Here is an 18,702-nt window from a genome sequence, read left to right as displayed (position 1 = left end):
TTTCAATTGACCCATGTTCCGCCACACGGCGTATATGTCAAGAAATTCAATCCACTATGTCGATGCTCCGAAGTTATACCAACGGTCAAATTGCTAGGTCCGGGAACTTAGGTTAATGAGCAGCTTGCCGAGAGACTTTGAACGAGCACATTCCCTCTTCTGACATATGAAGACTGTAGGAAATGTTCCCGATTTTAGCAGTCTTCCAGCTAGCCTGTTTAGGATCTAATCTTGGCGTATGGTCAAACATAGCGATCACTTTTTGTAGTTCCTCTTCAGTGGCATTAGGTGAAAATATCGGTAACAGCGTTTGCATTGTCAAAGCTATTTCTACTCCCCCATCACCCTCAATGCCATTTTTCTTCATATCATCTAATGTTTCTTGCGGATAGTACAGGTATTTTTGCTGGTATACGATGTTTCTCAAGCTTTTATCCACATTCATTCCAGCTGTCATCGAACCATATCCTCCAAGACTGGCCTGTAACTTAGTTACTCCATACTTCTTTATGATCGTATAGGATTCAATTGGTCCAAGCTTGGAATTCTTATTGTATTGATTGATAAAAGCGTTCGCACTGCTGTATATCTGTGGTTCCGTCTGGATTACCTTTGATGAAGCTTTGACCGTAGCGATTGCGAAGGGATAAGGATGCTTAAGTGTAGCTGCAACAATAGTAGTGCCAATTATAATTGTCATTACCTTTAACCATTTGCTCTTCATGCTTAAATTCTCCTTTGTGGAATCTCTTTTATTTCTTTCAAATAAATTTCAATTCCGTTTCATTGATTAATATATAAAATCACTTCCTAAGAACTCAAATAGGAAAATAATGTAAATTTCCACCTTTGCTCTTCCTATTATAAAGAAACTTTGGACTTCTTTCAATAAACTGAAGTCCACAAACATTTAGAAGACGCAGGCACACGACAACAATTTAGTCATGTGAGAGCAGTCGATCCTATGCAAATATCGTAAATCCACGGTTGTTTTTTGGTAGTCCTATATAAGCATAAAGCAACTCATCCGCAGACGAGTTGCTTTATGCTCTGAATTTTAAACATGTCTACAATCGCCAGAATCACTGCTTCCCCCAGCTCCTTCGCGATTCCCGCTGCGTCCACTTTTCCCCGGCGGTGTCCAGGCCGAAGAGCCCAACCACAACTTCCTTCTCCCGGTCATCCAAAATGTCCAGATTGGGGTAAATCTTACTCTTCTCGATCTTCAGATCCACTTCCTTCACAATATCATCTGCGCCGGAGCTGAGGATATCGTGAAGGGTGATCTCATTGCCTCCCTTGTCCGTCCCGGTCGGATCATGCAGGGATACATCCTTTTTGGTCTTTTTAAGCGATCTCAAATGCATCAGGATTTTATTTTCAATACAGCGGGCGGCATGCCCTTGTTCGGGTGGTAGCTCTCGATGGCTTTAATCAGACCGATGGTGCCGATGGAGATGAGATCCTCCGTGTCTTCGCCTGTATTGTCGAATTTCTTGAGGTTATGGACACGGGTGCGATGTCAAAAAAGAGGACGATCCTTATTCATTCCCCATCGTGCTGATATCGATTACAAACCGGTAACGGACATCTGAAGCAAGTACACGCTCCCAGGCTTCATCAATCCGGTCGGCAGAAATAACCTCGATCTCAGATGCAATATTGTGTTCAGCGCAGAAATTAAGCATTTCCTGCGTTTCACGGATTCCGCCAATCATCGATCCGGCAAACGAGCGGCGGTGACCGATCAGTGAGAACACGTTAACTGACAAGGGATCAGCGGGCGCACCGACATTGACTAATGTACCATCCAGCGCCAGGAGCGAAAGATAGGCATCAATATTAATCTGCGCGCTTACTGTATTTATGATTAGGTCGAACGAACCGGCAAGCTGCTTAAATGTCTCCGAATCGCTAGTCGCATAATAATGGTTCGCCCCTAATTGCAAACCGTCTTCCTTCTTCTTCAGAGACTGTGATAAAACAGTAACCTCAGCCCCCATGGCATGAGCAATCTTCACAGCCATATGTCCAAGTCCACCAAGACCTACTACAGCTACTTTTTTACCTGGAGCGGCTCCCCAATGGCGCAGCGGTGAATAGGTTGTAATTCCGGCACACAAAAGTGGTGCAGCGGCGTCAAGCGGAATAGCATCAGGAATCCGGACCACGAAGTCCTCTGTTACCACGATGTGGGTGGAATACCCGCCTTGCGTATAGTGCCCGTACCGGTCGATAGCACCGTAGGTGCCAGTATTGCCATGCAGGCAATACTGTTCCTCGCCTTTATGGCAATTACTGCACTCTCCACAGGAGTCAACCATACAACCTACCCCTACCCGGTCACCTACAGCAAATTTGGTGACATGTGATCCCACCTGACTGACAATGCCGGCGATCTCGTGTCCAGGAACGAGTGGATAGTTGACAGGCCCCCACTCTCCGCGCGCAGTATGAATGTCCGAGTGGCAGATCCCAGCGTATTTAATATCAATAAGAACATCGTGCGGCTGCAGATTCCGGCGCTCGATAGTGGTTAGCTTGAACGGACCTTCCTGACTGAATGTAGCACGTGCATTAACTTTTATCATAGTATTACCTCCTGGAATGGATAATGTAGCTCCTGTATTACAAAGCCTATGTTATTACTTAAAGTTAACTCTAAGTCAAGTGAATAATTTAAATTAGCCTATAACTGAAGCATGACAACTAGCAAATACCATGATACAATCCCTGTTAAAGTTAGCTCGAAGTCAATGAGATGAAAGATAGGAGATACATGATGAAGACTTACTCCATTAGTGAAGTTGCAGAATACTTTAACCTGACACCGCATACTTTGCGTTATTACGACAAAGAGGGACTTATGCCTTTTATAGAAAGGACTTCCAGCGGGAAACGTGTTTTCAAAGAATCCGATATGGACGCCTTAAAAGTAATTGAATGTCTGAAAGCATCCGGGATGCCTATTAGGGAGATTAAACACTTCATTGAATGGTGCTCTGAGGGGGATTCTACCTTGCAGCAAAGATATGACATGTTCCTGGAACGGAAAGCTTCAGTGGAAGCACAGATGGAAGAATTAAAAAAAACAATGGATGTCATAGAACACAAATGCTTATATTACAAAACCGCCTTGGGTAACGGTACGGAAGATATTTATAAAAACAATAAAATAAAAAGTTCTTTCGCTCAGAAATGAACTTTCACAGTCATCAATTAAGTATTATCAATTTATCAATGACAATAAATTTCAGGATACACAAATAACCTGCAGGACTGAGACTTTAATATCTCATTCCTACAGGTTATTATTTTAAATCTTCAAGTTATCCTAGACTGAAAAAGCATTCCAATAAAGAAGAGAAGCGGAGCAACCAACATTAATGAAGCGGTAGGATTCTCCTCCCCATGTTCCGCTTCAGAAAATTCCAAAACATTCCTGGGAAATGTTGAAAACCGCCGCAGGTTCCCAGAAAGGGATATTATGTTCCCGGGCAAATCGGATACCATTTAACGCTCCTTGCATACTCTTGTAAGAACTCATTTTATCTCAACCATCAATCAGCGATCGTTCCTTGATGAATTCGACATCATCGAGTGATCTGAACAACCAGATGAATAAAATCGGCATAGGAGAAGTTTAAAGAGGGGGAAAGCCTAGTAGTAATATCATTTTTCCGCACTGCTAGATGAAATTGTATATAATCTTTCTTTTTTTTTCGGATATTGCGTGACCATCCCTAAAAGGCTAGGCATCTGGGCTTACTCAAAGAAAAAAGCGTTCGGTATGAATCCCGGACGCTTTTTTCTTGTTCATATGATAGCTTAATTACCAACAAAAAGCAGTCCATGTACAGAAGCAAGAAAAAGTTGGAAGAGCTTCTGCTTTTACAAAAGTTGTGTCAATCTGGACATCCAAATCAAAATCACTCATGTTCATTCGTCCTCTCATCCTAATTTTTACTAAATATTCATCAATCTTCAAATAGTATACTTGAGCAATTTACCCATGTAAACAATTAATTTATATATATTCCAATATTAAGAGTATGAGAGTATACTATTCTTAAATTTATATCGGAAAGGTACACGATGATGAATCTAACTGAAAAAACGTTGCAAACTAAATCACCAACTGGCAACACTGCTAATTCATCTATGTTATTCCGCACCTTGGATTTCTTCATGCTCCGAACCCCACTCCTGCCGATGGAAATGTACTGCAGCTTTATGGAAGAGCCCAAAAGCCTTGGCCAACAATTAACCGAAATGACCCAAAACCCGTTGCTTCAAGAAGCCGTGCAGATTGCTAGCACGTCCCTTAGCCGGGATCTTCCGGCCTTGCAGGAAAAAAACAACCCGCGCAAAACCCGCCATACGATGGATGCATGGCTACGATACTGGTTAAGGATGGTTTCACGGCCGACTCCCTTCGGGATTTTCGCGGGAGTTACCTTAGGTAGCTTTACTTCGTCCAGCCATTTACAACTCGCTCCTCGGGAGCATTATCGCAAACATGCCCGCCCAGATATGGAGTGGCTGCTCCAAATCATTGAACAGCTTGAATCCAACGCAAGCATTGTAAGCCAGCTTCAAATACAAGCCAGCACTATGACATTACGGCAAGGCTCCCGCCTCACCCTACCATACGTGACCCGTTACGGCCATAGCGGTAAGGAAGAGCTTCAGCATGACAGTGTATCGGTCCGCCTGACCCCGGTGCTTGAATTGGTCTTGCAAGAAGCGATCCAGATGATCCCCTTCAATGAATTGTTCCGGCGCATCAGTTCAAATTATTCGGATACGAAACCTGAAATCATTCAGTCTTTCCTACTGCAGTTGATCGAAGAGGAAATCCTTATCACCTCCTTGCGTCCGCCTACCACAGTACCCTCGCCTCTAGAGTATATAATCAATGCTTTGGTTCCGGTTGCAGGGATTGAAACTATCAAACATATGCTGCAATCCGTCGATTCTGCATTAAAGCAATATGAGCGAACTCCCCTCGGGCAAGGTAAAGATTTACTGCGGAGTCTTCAAGAGCATATGTCAGCGATTGTCCCGTCTGCGAATCCAATCCAGGTGGACATGTCTGTAACATCCGACAACTTACAGCTCCCGGCGTCCGTCTCCCTCGATGCTGCAAAAGCCGCCGATTTGATTTGGCGTTGGAACCTAAATGAAGCAAGACAACATCAATCCCCACTAAAATCGTACACTATGGAATTTCTAGATAAATATGGACAGTACCGGAAGATTCCTCTACTGGAGTTATTGGATGATGAACTGGGGTTAGGATCGCCTGCCGGATATGAATATCCCCCATCTATTCGGAGTCTGTCAAATAACCGGGAGGTGAAAGGAAACCGGCGTGAGCAGTTGCTTCTTCAGTGGATGACGGAAGCATTAGCTGAAAGGCAGCTTGAAATCGAGATTAGCGGACAACGTTTGGAAGCTTGGGAAGGGAACTCCGAGACTTTAGGTATGTCGGATCTCACCCCCTTATCGCTAGAGTTATATTTTTCACTTACGGCTGCCTCTTCTGCTGCGGTGGAGGCGGGGGATTATCAGTTGATACTTTCTCCTAACCAAGGGTCGGGAGGAGCCGGAAAAACCTTCGGTAGATTTGCCAGCTTGCTTGGTGATGAAGCTCTTAGCAGGCTGCAGGATATTCAGCAAGAAGAGAGCAGGCTGCATCCGAATTCTGTTATGGCCGAGGTTTCATACTACCCGCTGAAAGGCAGGGCTACCAATGTTGTTCTGGCACCCAATGTGCGGCCGTACGAAATACCGCTTGGGGCCGTTTCCTCCAAATCCCCTGAGGAAACTATCACACTTCAGGATATTGACGTTGGTTTTAAAGACGGCCAGCTATATCTAATCTCCCGGAGTTTAGGACAGGAAGTGATTGCCACGACAGGGCATATGTTGAATGTCATGACAGCCCCCAACTTATGCCGCTTCCTATTGGAGGTGAGTCAAGAGCGACGAGGACAATGGCAACCTTTTCAATGGGGGGCCTTAATGAATTCTCCCTTTTTGCCGCGGCTGCGGTATGAAAGGATCGTACTATCACCTGCTAGATGGAAATGGATTAATGAAGTCAGCAAAGAAAATAAAAGCATAATAGATGCCGAATGGCCATTAATGCTGAAGGAATGGCGAAATCGTTGGATGGTTCCCCAACATGTATATTTGACCCAGGCAGATCACCGGATACTACTGGATTTGGAACAAGCTCTGCATTCAGACCTTCTGCGCAAAGAGATAGAGAAACATGGAACAGCCACTTTGGTTGAGATCGTGGGTGACCTACTTGATTTGCCTGTGGAAGGAACGGACGGAAGATATATCGGAGAGTTTGTATTTCCTTTAGTAAGGAACAAACTGGCTTCGATACCGAATCCCAGCGGAGTCAAACCAGCTGCTTGTACTGCAGAACTCCAGGATTTAAGGCAGAGGCATGATCAATTTGATCATCCGCAGCAGGTGCCAGGAAGTTCTATTCTCCCGCAATTTTCTCGAGATATTTCGCTTCATTCTGAACGTTCTTATCTGCCTGGAAGCAAGTGGCTTTATTTCAAATTGTACGGAAATGGAAAACGACAGGAAGAATTAATTGGCCGGTATGTAATGCAGTTTATGAAATCCGTTGTTGGACAAGGATTGGCAGAGCTTTGCTACTTCATCAGGTACCAAGACCCTGAGCACCATCTACGAATCAGGATTCAAAGCGATCCTGAACGAATTGGCACAAAATTGATTCCCCTTCTTCACCAATGGAGCAGCCAGCTACAGCAGGAAGGTATGCTGTCTAGGCTTGTTATCGATACTTATGAGCCAGAAATTGAACGTTATGGTGGAATGTCAGGAATGAGAGCAGCTGAAGTATTGTTTTCAGCCGATAGTGTTGTTTCAGCCAACTTCATTGCCGCAATCCGTTTCGGTAGGATGTCCATGGAGTTAAACCTTCTGGCAGTAGTATCAATCATAGACATTATGAATGGATTCGGACTTTCTCATGAACAGCAGTTTGATTGGCTGAATCTGAATATCAGACAGCAGGAATGCTGGGAAGAATTCAGACAATACCGTAGCCGTTTGTTACAGTATTTGAAGTATGCTCGTGATAATACCTATGGCTGGACTGATCATCAAGATGGCCCATTCATTGATGAGATGCTGCAACTGCGGCGTCCTGCTCTACTGAACTACGTGTCTACTTTACATACAGCAACAGAAAAGACAGAAACGGAGGTTCCACTTAAGGAACTAATGGCCAGTGTAATTCATATGCATCTAAACCGACTGCTAGGCACGAACCGGGAACGGGAGCAGAAAGTAATGGTCTATACCCGCCATTCTCTTCACTGCCTTATAGAATATAATAAAAATAAAAATACGAAATGAGCCGAACTATATGGATCAGGAACTGATGCAGCAAATTAAATCATGCGTTATAGAAGTTGCTAATCGGTTAAAGAACCCGGAGTATATCGTACAGGTTATCGAGCAGGAGATCGGGACCGTAGAGCAGAAGAAAGCTTACTGGCAGCCTTTAAGTCTTTCTCAGGGTTATCCTGGGATCTGCGTTTTATTAGGGGCATTAGACACGGTGGAGCCTGATGCGGGATGGGATCAAATTGGACATGCTTACGCTATAGAGATTCAACGCGGTCTGGGTTTTCAGGCTGTAGGAACTACAGGCCTATGGACAGGACTTACGGGTATAAGCTTAGGGATATCATCTCTATCTCGAGGCAAGAAAAGATATCAGAATATGTTGGAGAAACTACACCACGGGTTAGCAGATATGACAGCAGCGACTATTATGGATCTAAGCCACATGTTCAAAGACCAGCTTCATGCATATCATTATGACACCATAAGTGGAGTTGCAGGAGTTGCACGCTATTTCCTGTTGAATCAAGATGAGTCAAGGTTTCAAGAACTGTTGCCTTCCCTTCTGGAATACTTAACCAAAGTTTTAAGTGAAGTCATTGGGAAAGGACAAAACCTTTCTAAATGGCTGATCAAGCCGGAAAGCTATTTGAATCCTGAATTACGCCAAACTTATCCCGATGGATACTTCGATCTAGGGATGTCCCATGGGATTTCAGGTGTATTAGCTGCCCTCAGCATTGCCTGCCAGACTTCATCTCAGCAGAACCCCGCACAGCTTGTAGCTATTCGTAATGTTGGGGAATGGATACTTCAGCAAGTACAACTAGATGAATATGGCCTATATTGGCCAGGCAAGATCGGTCTAAAACAGAAGCAGCCAGGAAACATTCAAATGATTTCCCTATCCTCCGGCAGGGAATCTTGGTGCTATGGAACCCACGGCATTGCTCGGGCATTCTGGCTTGCAGGAATAGCGACAGGCGAAAAAGCTTGGTGCGAAAGTGCTATTCAGGCTACTATAGCCGCCAATATCCGTACTTTTAATCAGGATTTCTATAAAGTTTCACCCACATTTTGTCATGGCTTGGCGGGGCTCCTTCATGCAACCAATGAGTTAGCACAGGAAACAGGGCATCCGGTATTAACGTTACAACGGGACCAATTAGCAAAGAACATTATTTCCAGGTTTGATCCATCATTACCCTTTTGCTTTTACGATCTGGATGCTTTCGATATGACTGTTCGTCCAACCCAGAAAGCAGGGTTATTGGATGGGGCGGCCGGCGTCGCATTTGCCTTGCTAAGCTGCCTTGGCGAGAATGAATCGCCGGGAAACACTGCCTTTATGTTAAGGTAATACCTTAAGTTAGGGTACGCCTTTTCCATGCCTACCAGAGCTCAGAGATAGGTAATAATATGAAACAAGTTCATAAACTGGCTTCTGCGTGATTTTTCTACGGTTGATTAAAAAGCGTACACTCTAGATTTTGGTGTCTCCTCCGGTTCGAGTTTCGCCTAGTAAAGTAACGGATTATACTGCTTCTTGAAAGCCACGGCACGGCACCGGAACAACCACATTATGCATGGCACTTGCAGAAAGGGTTTCTCACATACACTGGCAAATGTCTTACCTTACCGTCCGCACCTATTGCTTGTTTTGGTTGGCCTTACACAAGGGACAGCATTGTTTATGACTGTGGGGAATGGCTTCGATGTGAAGTTCATCAGTAACCATGGACCGAAATTGGACGGATGCGAAGCCTTAATAAAATTTTCAAGGATGTTCTCTCAGGCTATCCGTGTGGAAAAGTCGCAATGATTCTGGTCAATAGCCGAATTCACCATGCCACAGAGTTACAGTCTTTTTTGAAGGAACATCCGCGTCTACAGTTGGTTTTTCTACCGCATTACAGCCCAAACACCTTTATCCGAGAGTCTTAGCAGCAGCCTGCGCACCGGCCTGATCCTCAATGTAGAACTTCCGGTCACTCGACTAGCCTTCAGCTCCGGTTCTACTGTTGACCACGACTCCGCACCCGGTATTCCGCTTATAGCTTCTAGCATTGACTTACATCCTCCCGGTTTATTCTTCCACGTCCGCTCGCTGCAGCCGGCACAGGCTCGCCTGCCTTCACCAGCACCTTGCTGCCCAGCAGGAAAAATCCTAGAATAAACATGAGCAGCCCCGTGAGCATTAGCATCCATTCAATTTTCACCGCATCGGCCAGCGGTCCGAAGATCAGCATTCCAAACGGCATCATGGAGCTAGAGATCATCCCCAGCACGCCTAACACTCTGCCCAGGTAGTCTGGCTCCACCTTTTCCTGCAGCAACACAGTGCCCGAGGTAATCAAGAACGGCAGCGCAAGTCCAATCAGCCCCATGAAGAGCAAGTAAATCCAGAACACGGGGATAACGCCTAGCGCAAACGTGAATGCTCCCATCGCGAGTGAAGACATCGTCATCGTATATACTCTGTTGCGGAATCCCTTCCAGCCGGCCAGGATCCCCCCCCCAAGCATCATACCGATGGAATAGGTGATCTCGATGGCCGTAAGCCGCCAAATATCATCTCCAAAGGTCCGTGTGACCTGCAGCGGGGTCAGAAAAGAAACCGGTGCGGCCAATACAAAGAAAAAGGCTATGAAGATCAAGAAGGTCCGGATATAATGGTGCTGCTTAATATAGCTAAATCCCAGACGCATATCGCTGAAGTAGCTCAAGGTCTGTTTTGCGGCAGCCTTAGCATGCAACGGCACTTTCACAAAGAGCAGCATTGTAGCCACAGCCAGCACCGCTGTAATCACGTCGATGAAAAAGATTAACTCAATGGAAGCCACGGTGAGAAGCGCGCCGCTCAGTATCGGGGACAGCAGCATGGTCAGGGCTTGTATACTCCCGTTCGTGCCGTTCAGCTTCATGAGCTGCTCCTTGGGCACGATCTGGGGCAGCATGGCACCTACGGCCGGCGTTTGCACTGCTGTTCCCAGCGCCCGTACTGCAGAGAACACCAACAGCAGCCACATCTCGTCATAGCCTACCAGGAACAGTAGTGCTAGAATTAGGGTTGCAGCCGCAATGCAGGAGTCGGAAAGGATAATCAGCAGTTTGCGGCTGTACCGGTCTGCCCATACTCCGGCAAAAGGAGACAGCAGGAATGTCGGCACAAACCCGCAAATAATCGTAATTGTCATCATGAGGCCGGACTTGGTATTCAGTGTGATATACCAGAGGATCGCATACTGAACCAGTGAAGAGCCAAATAAAGAGATCGTCTGACTGGTCAGAAAGAGCACAATATTCTTTTTCCAATTCAAATGCATATTTGAAAACCCCTATTCTTTACAATAGACTCTCGCCATTCGCCGAGGTAGATGGGACAAGGGTTTCCTTGCTCTACCCATGTCTCTTCCTCCTACTTCCGTAGGAGGATTTTTTGATTCAGCAACAACTCCATTTGGAAAATAAAATGGAGAACGTACGATTTTTTTCAAAAAAGCCTTGACTTTTAGCCCATTTTTCAAAAATAGCGTGGTAAGGGTATTTTCCATCTCTCGCGATTGGAGTGGTTTTCATGAGAGCGATTCTCGTTGCTCACGCTCAGTACCAGCATTCTGTTCTTCAGCGCCTTCAAGATTCTCGCATCTTTCTCATCCCCAAAGACATATTTGATAAAATTGTCCTGGAAAAGCAGTAACCGCAACCAGCCCTCTAATTGCACCTCTTCACTTCTATGATGTTATTGAAGTACAATGCAATTGCTCATAATTGCTAATCTGTTCTCCTTCGCTGTCACTAGCCTGTATTCTTTCCTGACCAATTTGAACGATGCCGGCAAGCCGCGCCTCTCGGGCCATTTGAATATCAGCCTTCGTATCACCGAACATGAGTGTGCGCTCCGGTGGAATCTGAAGCTTCGCACAGGCTGCAATAGCCAAATCCGGATGCGGCTTCCCATTTACTTGACCATCACTGCCGAGAATAACCTGGAAATGATCACATATTCCAAGCCACTCCAGATGCTTTACAGCCGCTTCGGTATCATCCGATGTGACAACTCCGATCGGAATTCCCTCCCGGCTCAGCTGTTGTATGAATGCTAAAACACCGGGTATAGCCCGAACTGGACGCAACTCATCGATCTGTGTGGATGCATACTTCATATCGGACAATACCGTCGTAATCGCCTCATTCCATGACAGACCGGAAAAGTACAAGTGCCCTGCAAGCAAAGCTGCAATCTCCTGGTTGGAGCCCATCGCAAGTGGGCCAAGTGGGTCGTAATGAAATCTCTCTCCGTCACTACACATGCCAAGGACAGCCTGCCAATTCACATCCAGCGCTCTATGACGCAATCGGTTCATTAGCAGACTGCTCCAAGTCCCCCAAAGGTATGCGAAATCAAGCAGCGTTCCATCCTTGTCGAACAGAACCCCATCCACCTCCCACGATGATGCCCCACATTGAATTCGAATGCTCATAACTCTGCGTTCACTTCCTCCCACGTCAATGAAGCACATCCAATCGGATTGGCATAAATGGGATTAATAAACGCTAACAGTGTCCCATATTCTGATCTGAGCTCCACTCTTAACCAGCGATAGATATCTCCCGCCCATTCTGTCTCATACACGTATGGTCTGTCCGCATTTACATCTGCTTCAAATACGTTCAAACCATTCAATAACCAGATCATCTTACCTTTCTCCTTCATACCTTTTATAGCGATACTATAGCGGATCGGGACAGCTGATTGTGCATGAATAACTACTTGATCTCCCGGCAATACTTTCCTTCCCCCACTATAAATGCAAGGCTCAAGCACTGGGCCTCTAGATACGATACACCGGCCTTTCTTTACAGCAGCCAACAGCTGATCGCCGCTTAGTTCGTCACAGTACACGTAAGTGGCCGGATCTCCCGCTAGAGATGGAGGTCCTCCTTCCATATAGCTTTCATGCGGCAACAGATGCGTATCACTGCCTCCGATTCCTGTCAGGCGCAGTCCTCTCCCCCAACAGGCGTCCCACAGCTTCAATGCGCGTTCTGCCGCTTCGGCGTTGCCTTCATAGGTCGGATCATTCCATATCTCAATTGCGTGGAACAAGCTCATCTCTGTCCTTCCGAAACGCCAATCCCATGGTGCTAAATAAGGATGATTCAAGCTGCACACCGCACCTTGCTCGCGCGCTGCCGCGATAATTCGGTTCATTCCTTCGGCATCTTCAATCGTGAGCGTACCATCCTCATCATACAAAGGAAGCCAATCCATGATCCCCAGTACATTCCAGTGTCCTTGAAACGCTGTCACTTCCATCCCCGGCAGCGCAAGGAGTCTGTCGTGGGAAGGCCAAGCGGTATGCCGATGATTATGCTCAGTCACTACGATAAAGTCTAACTGCTGCCTCAATGATGATTGCATCAATTGCTCCGGAGACTGCTTGCCGTCCGATAACGATGTATGCATATGGAAATCGCCTTTATACCATCCTGTGCTGCGGTTGATCGGCTCCTGCTCGTACCGGTCATTACCGTTTAACGTAACCCAAGGAGTCCCAATTGCAATCGGGAGGGTAGACGATTCCGCCGACACGCCTTTTCCATGCTTCCATTCCAGCTTTAACACGCCTTCTTCATCTCTAGCATAGGCAATCATCTCTGTCTTCCATGTTCCCGCTCTAATATCTCCAGGTACAGAACCTACAGAGCAATTCTCTTGCAGCCTTCCTAGCAAGATCCGTTCCGACTGTTTATTGCCCGTATATTGCATTCTTATAAATCCATCGGGGTCCTTCACGAATATTTGCAGCCAATTCAGCTCCTCATACGATATAGCAAGAGAAATCCAATCCATTGGCTCTTTCATGCTAAATGTATATGCCAGCACGGAAGGCCCGGGAAGCAGGCTTGCTTCCCGGACTTCAGTGCAAATTAGCGTCTCCTTCATCGTGTTACTTCGCTCCTGTCACTTTATCAAGTTCTTCCTGCGCTTTTTGCTGCGCTTCCTTCAGCGCATCAGCCGCAGGAACATTCTCGATCTGCACTTTATCAGCCGCGATCTTCAGCGCATCATCAATTTTGCCGCCTGTCGGGTCAATAAAGGCGCTGCTTGCTGATTGCGCCTGTATCAGCGGCACTTTGATTTGCGGGTTCTGCTCGCTGAACGCTTTGTAATCCGGATCTTCAAGTGCGGAAGAACGAACCGCGATATATCCTGTGTTAATGGACCATTTGGCGGTATTCTTCGTATTCGAGAAGAAGGTCAGCCATTCATAGGCTGCCTGCTTCTGTTCATCTGAAGCCAGAGCCGGAATACCGGCCATCAGCGCTTCTGTAATAGGTGCTGGTGCATGGTTCGCCCAGCCAGGCTGCGTATGCGCAGCTACAACATTGAAGTCCAGATCACCTTGATCACCGCTGGAACCTGTATAGCCGGCAGCTCGTCCCTGCATAACGTCATTAATCGTTTTGTACCAATATTCCCAACCCTGACCACCGGATTGGATTCCCATAATTTTGTCTTCATGAATCCACTTTCGGAATTGCTCCCATGTTTCAATCCATTCCGTGCTGTCAATCATTACGGTTTTACCGTCTTCACTCAAAATTCGGCCGCCGCGGCTCAATGCTGCGTCCATCATATTCTCGCGGCCCCACATCGGCATCCAGCCAAACACCTCGGTTGTATCGCCTTTCTTCACCGCCATCTTAGCTGACGCATCTGCCAGGGTTTCCCAAGTGTTAAACACATCTTCTGTCAATCCTGCCTTCTCCAGCATATCCTTACGGTAATACAACACCTGCGTCGTGCCGTACATCGGCAGGAAGAACTGCTTTCCATCTACTACACCCTGCTGAAGAAACGCCGGAATGAAATCATCCTTGTTGAAAGCGGGATCAGCCGCAATGTAGTCGTCTAACGCTGCAAAGTAACCTTTGCGAGCCCAGTCATTGTTTTGTGTCAATACAGCTTCAGGCACATTCTTAGAAGCAATAGCCGCCTGCAGCTTCTGCTGTGTCTCCTCATAGTTGCCTTGCACTACACCTTTAACAATGACTCCATCCTGAGCGGCATTGAACTCCTTAATCAGTGCTTCTACATTCTCCCCCAACTTGCCGCCGAGCGCATACCAGAATTCAATTTCGACTGGCTCGTTTACTGCCGCCTTTGCAGAGTTTACTGGCTCCACATCCCCGTTGTTTGCGCTTATGCTATTATTACCGTTTCCGCACGCCGCCAAGAACATCATTACCATGGCGATCATCAGCAGAAATCCACCTCTTGCCCTTGTCTTTACCATGCTTCTCTCCTCTTTCTTCTCACTTAAATTTATTATCATCCTATATTGCCTTCTCGTTGAAACTAGCCTTTATTGACGCCGTAAGACTGGCTCACCCCTTTCAAAATGTACTTTTGAGTGAATATGAACAGGATAAGCAGCGGCAAGATTGTAAACGAACTCGCCGCCATGACCTGCGCCCAGTTCATCCCGTAAGCCCCGCCTTCGATGAAGAAGCTTCGCAGCCCGGCGGACACAAGGGATAGATCGGGATTTCTGGTAATCAGGGACGGCCACAAATAGTTGTTATACATTTCAATGAAAGTAATCAGGCCCATCACCACAAAAGACGGTGCAGCCAGCGGCATCACCATCGTCCAGAGAATTCGCCGATGGGGAGCGCCATCAATTTTCGCCGCTTCCACCACTTCCTTTGGAATTTGCCGAAACGCCTGATAGATCATGAAGATCGAGAATACACTCACCGAGTTCGAAATAATGAGCCCCCTGTATGTATCAATTAATCCGAGATTCGATAGAATGATGTAACTCGGCAAGTAGGTCGCCGCAACCGGAAGCATATAGCTTATAAGAATGATTGCCAGTAGCGGCCGTGCCAGAGCGAACCGCATATGGACAAGTGCGTAAGCCATCATGGCGGTATTCACCGTCTGAATCAATACGATACATACCGATACGAATACGCTGTTAAATATGTAAAGATCGAAAGGCGCCGCATGCCATGCCTGCGAAATATTTTCCCACAGTAGATTTTCCGGAAGCAGGACAGGTGGATAAGCCCAAATCTCATCATTCGTCTTGAACGCACTGGTGATCATCCATATAAAAGGAAACGCCATAATTAAGCTAAATGCGGCAAGTATGACATGATGCAGCGAACGCACTATCATTGATCCGACTCTCATTTTTCATTCCTCCTACTGTAAATAATGAACGGAGCGGCGGCTCATCGTCACGGAAACCAAAGAGAACAAGGCCGAGATGAGCACCAGCACCAGCGCAACTGTCGAAGCTTCTCCGACATTATAGCTGTCAAAAGCAGATTGATAATACATATACAGCAGTGTGCGCGTGGAACCGGATGGTCCTCCCTGAGTCAAAATGCTGATCTGATCATAGGCCTGAAACGACTGCAGCCACAAAATAATAAACAGGAAGAAGGAGGTCGGTGAGATCAACGGCAGCGTAACACTTTTGAAGATCCCCCATCCGCTGGCACCATCCATTAAAGCTGCTTCACGCAATTCCTTCGGCACCCCTTGCAGTGCAACCCAATAAAAAACCATTGCCCAGCCGACATATCTCCACACGCTGACAATAATGACGCAAAGAAGCGCCCACTTCGAGCTTTGCAGCCAGGGCAGACCGTCAGCCCCCAGTCCAATCAAGATCGAATTTGCTAAGCCTGATCGCGGTTCGAAGATCCATGACCATACAATCGATATTGCTACCGTAGGTGTAACCCATGGGGAGAACAAAATTGCCCGGTAAACGCCGGCCCCTCTTCCTTGCCTGCCAAGAATAAGAGCCAAAGCTAATCCCCCAGCCATTGTCGGAATGACCATCCCAAGACCGAATAGCAGCGTCACCTTTAAAGCTTTATAGAACTCCTCATTCGCAAACAATTCCTTATAATTTTCCAGACCTACCCATGTTTTCACCGGACTCATAAAATCCCAATCCGTAAAGCTTAAGTAGACGACATACACCATTGGAGCCAGCCAAAATAAAGTGAGCGGAACCATAGCAGGCAGCACGTAGAAATAAGCTGCAGGTTCACCCCATCGTTTAAAAATCTTCATAGCAACCTCTCTTTTGTTTATTTGAATATTCATGGTTTACTATTGTTTTTACGAAATTATTTAAACTATTCAATAAAAAGGCATCTCTGATCTTCAATTGACAATTTAGATTTTATCCATTTTTATTTCGCCTATCGTTTTTTCCCTTTTTAGTTCAGTCCGTATAATTGTGTAAAATAGCTTCATTTAATAAATGAAGAGAGCCAAATTCAAATCCCTCAAGTAGAATGTAGTTGTCGAGACAACAAACTAGAGAGGTAGATTTAAAAATGGCTCAACATCAGATTAACGTAGATTCGAATATTTTGAATTTATTTGCCCGATACCAATACCAACGTAGCGAGCAAGCTTTTGTATTTATACTTCATTGCAGAGTGCCTCCTGTGCTGGGATTTGTTCTTTAGATCGAACGTCCCCCAGTATACAGAAGGTGCTTTTTTTCATTCAAACCTTTAATTCATTTATTACAGGAATGCCTCCTATCATACTTTGTTATTATCTTTCAAACTGACATGCTGGATAATCTGAATCCATCTTAAAAACAACGATTGAATATAATCCGAATTGAGGGTGCGATTTAAAATCTTTGCCTCAAAATAAACAGCTTCTTCACTCATAGTAAAAGAGAATGAGAAGTCACAATATTCCGTATAGCCTTTATTTCCTGTGAACTGATATAAAAACATCGGAAATAACCCATTTTGCTCGTAATCAATAACAAATTTGGCTTGAGTATATTTTGGAGCTGCTTGTTTCTTGCTTTTTACGTTCTCCAACAATACATTCAAGTCGTCATAATTACTGATCTCGAACGATGAAAAAGTACTATTCGCCCCATAGCAAACCGATAGCTCCTGCTGACCTGTCGCCTCGATAACACTATATGTGTACAGAAACATTAGCCACGACTCTAGTACTGTCTCGTTCTCTGATTGCATTTCCTTCAGTACATGGAATAAATCACTGTTATCTTGGAAACGGAATACGAATTCCTTGTTTCTACTACCTAACAGATACGAATCTGGGAACGGAATTTGTGCACATCTTAAGGCTGTTTGACTGCTTACATCTATGAACGTTGCCAACTGGGCGATAGTGGGATTTGCGAATATATCGCCCACTTTTACAATACCTGGGTACCTCTCTTCAATTCGAGCCAACATACTCATGATTAATAATGAATTTCCGCCTAGATCAAAGAAATTATCATGAATACCGATTTGCTCACTCACAAGAATGTCACGCCAAATGGTTACAAGTTCCTTCTCCCTATCGTTTTGCGCGGCAACAAATGTATCTTGTTCCACAAGGGCTCGCACGTTTAGCGAAGGCAACCGATGTTTATCCACTTTTCCTGATCTTGTGACAGGAATTTCCTCCAATTGCACAATAAACGAAGGAATCATGTACGATGGAAGGTACTTCTTTAAGTTTTGTTTAATCTCAAATGGATCAACCACTGTATGAGATACTATATACCCACATAACGATTGGTTCTCATGATTATTAGTTGCAACCACAACCGCATCTTGGATTCCTGCCAGCTGCCGTAGTGCACTTTCCACTTCTCCCAGCTCGATCCGGAATCCTCTGATCTTCACTTGATCATCCATACGGCCTAAATAAGCGATGTTCCCGTCCGGCAACCATTTCGCTAAGTCGCCCGACCGGTACAGTTTCCCCTCCCCGTAGGGATTCTCAATAAACTTCTCTGCGGTTAGGGCCGGAAGATTCAAGTACCCTTTGGCCACACCGCTGCCGGCAATACATAACTCCCCGGGTACTCCTATTCCGCACAGCTTCATCCCATCCATCATATAGATTTGCGTATTGCTCGTCGGTTTCCCAATAGGGACAGGATTAGGAATCGTACTCTCTCCATCGTATTCCCATCCCGTTGCCAGCACTGTATTTTCCGTCGGTCCATAGGCATTGATATATCGGGTTCCGTTCCCTGCCTTTTCAATCATCTCCGCGTTTGATGCCGAGCCTCCAGTCGTCAGTACCCTCAGTCCGCTGGTATCGGTCTGCAGATAGTATTGCGGCGGCAGCAACGTCAACGTGATTCCGTTTTTCTGTATAAAGGCGTTAAAGTGGTTCACATCCGCTAGAACGTCTTGGGACACCAGGGTTAGCTTTGCACCCAACAACAGCGACAGTGTCATCTCCCATACGGAAGCGTCAAATATATA

The 18,702-nt window shown here is 45.8% G+C and carries 13 protein-coding genes and 1 pseudogene; 3 read left to right on the top strand and 11 right to left on the bottom strand.

The genetic code is table 11. The annotated features are described in order from the left end of the window. Window positions 1–112: 112 nt before the first annotated feature. From ACTJKB_RS29655 to ACTJKB_RS29645, 3 genes and pseudogenes are all read right to left on the bottom strand, one after another. Window positions 113–724 carry a hypothetical protein gene (locus tag ACTJKB_RS29655; RefSeq protein ID WP_440837842.1) on the bottom strand — a complete coding sequence of 204 codons (612 nt, stop codon included), beginning with the start codon at window positions 722–724 and terminating at the stop codon, window positions 113–115. 367 nt (window positions 725–1,091) lie between these two features. Beyond that, window positions 1,092–1,507 (bottom strand): annotated as a pseudogene (locus ACTJKB_RS29650) (sigma factor); the annotation flags it as partial. Window positions 1,508–1,541: 34 nt separating this feature from the next. After that, window positions 1,542–2,591 carry an NAD(P)-dependent alcohol dehydrogenase gene (locus ACTJKB_RS29645; protein WP_440837841.1) on the bottom strand — a complete coding sequence of 350 codons (1,050 nt, stop codon included), beginning with the start codon at window positions 2,589–2,591 and terminating at the stop codon, window positions 1,542–1,544. A gap of 191 nt (window positions 2,592–2,782) precedes the next feature. Here ACTJKB_RS29645 and ACTJKB_RS29640 point away from each other — a divergent pair, with 191 nt between their 5' ends. From ACTJKB_RS29640 to ACTJKB_RS29630, 3 genes are all read left to right on the top strand, one after another. Then, complete coding sequence (locus ACTJKB_RS29640) at window positions 2,783–3,202, top strand: MerR family transcriptional regulator (protein ID WP_440837840.1); 420 nt, start codon at window positions 2,783–2,785, stop codon at window positions 3,200–3,202. Between the two features lie 893 nt (window positions 3,203–4,095). Continuing rightward, complete coding sequence (locus ACTJKB_RS29635; protein WP_440837839.1) at window positions 4,096–7,413, top strand: lantibiotic dehydratase; 3,318 nt, start codon at window positions 4,096–4,098, stop codon at window positions 7,411–7,413. A 10-nt stretch (window positions 7,414–7,423) separates the two neighbouring features. Further along, window positions 7,424–8,764, top strand: coding sequence for a lanthionine synthetase C family protein (locus ACTJKB_RS29630; RefSeq protein ID WP_440837838.1), 1,341 nt, complete (start codon window positions 7,424–7,426; stop codon window positions 8,762–8,764). A 542-nt stretch (window positions 8,765–9,306) separates the two neighbouring features. Here ACTJKB_RS29630 and ACTJKB_RS29625 read toward each other — a convergent pair. From ACTJKB_RS29625 to ACTJKB_RS29590, 8 genes are all read right to left on the bottom strand, one after another. After that, window positions 9,307–9,471, bottom strand: coding sequence for a hypothetical protein (locus tag ACTJKB_RS29625; RefSeq protein WP_440837837.1), 165 nt, complete (start codon window positions 9,469–9,471; stop codon window positions 9,307–9,309). Next, on the bottom strand, window positions 9,465–10,730 hold the full coding sequence (locus ACTJKB_RS29620) for an MFS transporter (RefSeq protein ID WP_440837836.1): 1,266 nt from the start codon (window positions 10,728–10,730) through the stop codon (window positions 9,465–9,467). Before ACTJKB_RS29620 ends, ACTJKB_RS29625 begins: the two co-directional genes overlap by 7 nt. Window positions 10,731–11,138: 408 nt before the next feature. Then, window positions 11,139–11,888 carry an HAD family hydrolase gene (locus ACTJKB_RS29615; protein ID WP_440837835.1) on the bottom strand — a complete coding sequence of 250 codons (750 nt, stop codon included), beginning with the start codon at window positions 11,886–11,888 and terminating at the stop codon, window positions 11,139–11,141. Then, complete coding sequence (locus tag ACTJKB_RS29610) at window positions 11,885–13,354, bottom strand: CehA/McbA family metallohydrolase (protein ID WP_440837834.1); 1,470 nt, start codon at window positions 13,352–13,354, stop codon at window positions 11,885–11,887. The genes ACTJKB_RS29615 and ACTJKB_RS29610 overlap by 4 nt, the downstream gene beginning before the upstream one ends. A 4-nt stretch (window positions 13,355–13,358) precedes the next feature. Beyond that, entirely contained in the window at window positions 13,359–14,708 is a 1,350-nt protein-coding gene (locus tag ACTJKB_RS29605; protein ID WP_440837833.1) for an ABC transporter substrate-binding protein, read from the bottom strand. A 62-nt stretch (window positions 14,709–14,770) separates the two neighbouring features. Further along, a complete protein-coding gene (locus tag ACTJKB_RS29600) occupies window positions 14,771–15,613 on the bottom strand; it encodes a carbohydrate ABC transporter permease (protein WP_440837832.1) in 843 nt (280 codons plus the stop codon). Window positions 15,614–15,625: 12 nt separating this feature from the next. Continuing rightward, window positions 15,626–16,510, bottom strand: a complete 885-nt coding sequence (locus ACTJKB_RS29595) for a carbohydrate ABC transporter permease (protein WP_440837831.1) — start codon at window positions 16,508–16,510, stop codon at window positions 15,626–15,628. A 482-nt stretch (window positions 16,511–16,992) separates the two neighbouring features. Then, window positions 16,993–18,702 (bottom strand): non-ribosomal peptide synthetase (locus tag ACTJKB_RS29590; RefSeq protein WP_440837830.1); only part of this gene is annotated, 1,710 nt, incomplete at its 5' end.

The sequence above is a fragment of the Paenibacillus sp. 22594 genome (assembly GCF_052044425.1).
Lineage (GTDB): Bacteria > Bacillota > Bacilli > Paenibacillales > Paenibacillaceae > Paenibacillus_AQ.
Note: the sequence above shows the minus strand (reverse complement) of the source record. Positions and strands in the feature narration are given on the sequence as shown.